The sequence below is a fragment of the Streptomyces sp. SID12501 genome (assembly GCF_010550245.1).
Classification (GTDB): domain Bacteria; phylum Actinomycetota; class Actinomycetes; order Streptomycetales; family Streptomycetaceae; genus Streptomyces.
Map to the genome: position 1 here is coordinate 1 of NZ_JAAGLU010000114.1, position 1,175 is coordinate 1,175.

The 1,175-nt window shown below is 72.9% G+C and carries 1 protein-coding gene and 1 pseudogene; both read right to left on the bottom strand.

The annotated features are described in order from the left end of the window. Positions 1 to 462 (bottom strand): annotated as a pseudogene (locus G3I71_RS44660) (NADH-quinone oxidoreductase subunit N); the annotation flags it as partial. Continuing rightward, positions 459 to 1,175, bottom strand: a 717-nt coding sequence (locus tag G3I71_RS44665) for a NuoM family protein (protein WP_275409408.1), incomplete at its 5' end; no start/stop codon positions are given. The gene G3I71_RS44665 and the pseudogene G3I71_RS44660, both read right to left, overlap by 4 nt.

Genomic DNA, 1,175 nt, shown 5'->3' on the forward strand with positions numbered 1-1,175 from the left:
GGGGAAGACCATCATGCCGCCGGTCGCGAACAGCAGGAGCGGGAAGACCTCCGTCTGGCGCAGCCCGCGGCGGCGCGCGAGCTCCTCGTAGTCCGAGCCGGGCACGGCAGCGGCCGCGGGGGCGAACGCGTCCTCCCCGCCCGTGACGCGGTCGGCGACGACGAGCGTGGGCAGCAGCGCGAGCAGCGCGATCGTCGCCTGCAGCACCAGCGTGGGGCCGTCGACCACGAGCGAGCCGCCGAGCACGTCGGTGCCGCCCGTCCGCTCGGTGTCGGACCACAGCGCGGCGATCGCGACGATCGACCCTGCCAGCGCCGCGAGCGTGAGCGTGAGCTGCACCGCGCGACGGTGCGCGGCGGGCACGAACGCCTCGACGAGCACGCCGACGACGGCGGTCAGCAGCACGACCATCACGGGGACCATCGGTCCCCACGCGATCTCGGGGACGGTGAAGCCGCTCACTGGTCGCTCCCTTCGGCACCGGCGGTGGCGATCGACACGGTCGGCGCGACGTCGTCGACGCCGACCTGCTCGAGGCTCACGTGCGCGGGTGGCCGCACGAGGTCGAGCGCGGGGCCGGGCAGGAACCCGAGCACGAGCATGAGCGCGACGAGCGGGCCGATCACCCAGCGCTCGCGCGCGCCGAGGTCGGGCGTGCTCGCGAGCTCGGGACGGACGGGGCCCGTGAACACGCGCTGGTACAGCCAGAGCACGTACAGCGCGGCGAGCACGACGCCGAACGTCGCGGCCACCGCGACGCCCGGGTGCCGCGCGAACGTGCCGACGATCACGAGGAACTCGCTCACGAACGTCGACAGGCCGGGCAGCGACAGCGCGGAGAGGCCGACCACGAGGAACAGGCCGGCCATCACGGGCACGACCTTCTGCAGCCCGCCGAAGTCGCCGATCTGCTGCGACCCGCGGCGCGCCGCGAGGAAGCCCACGAGGAGGAACAGCCCACCGGTCGAGAGCCCGTGGTTGACCATGTAGAACGACGAGCCGGCGATCGACGTCGACGTGAACGCGAAGATCCCCAGGACGATGAACCCGAAGTGCGACACCGACGTGTACGCCACGAGCCGCATCATGTCCTTCTGCCCGATGGCGAGCAGCGCCCCGTAGAGCACCGAGACCACCGCGAGCACGACGATCACGGGCGCGGCCCAGCGTGACGC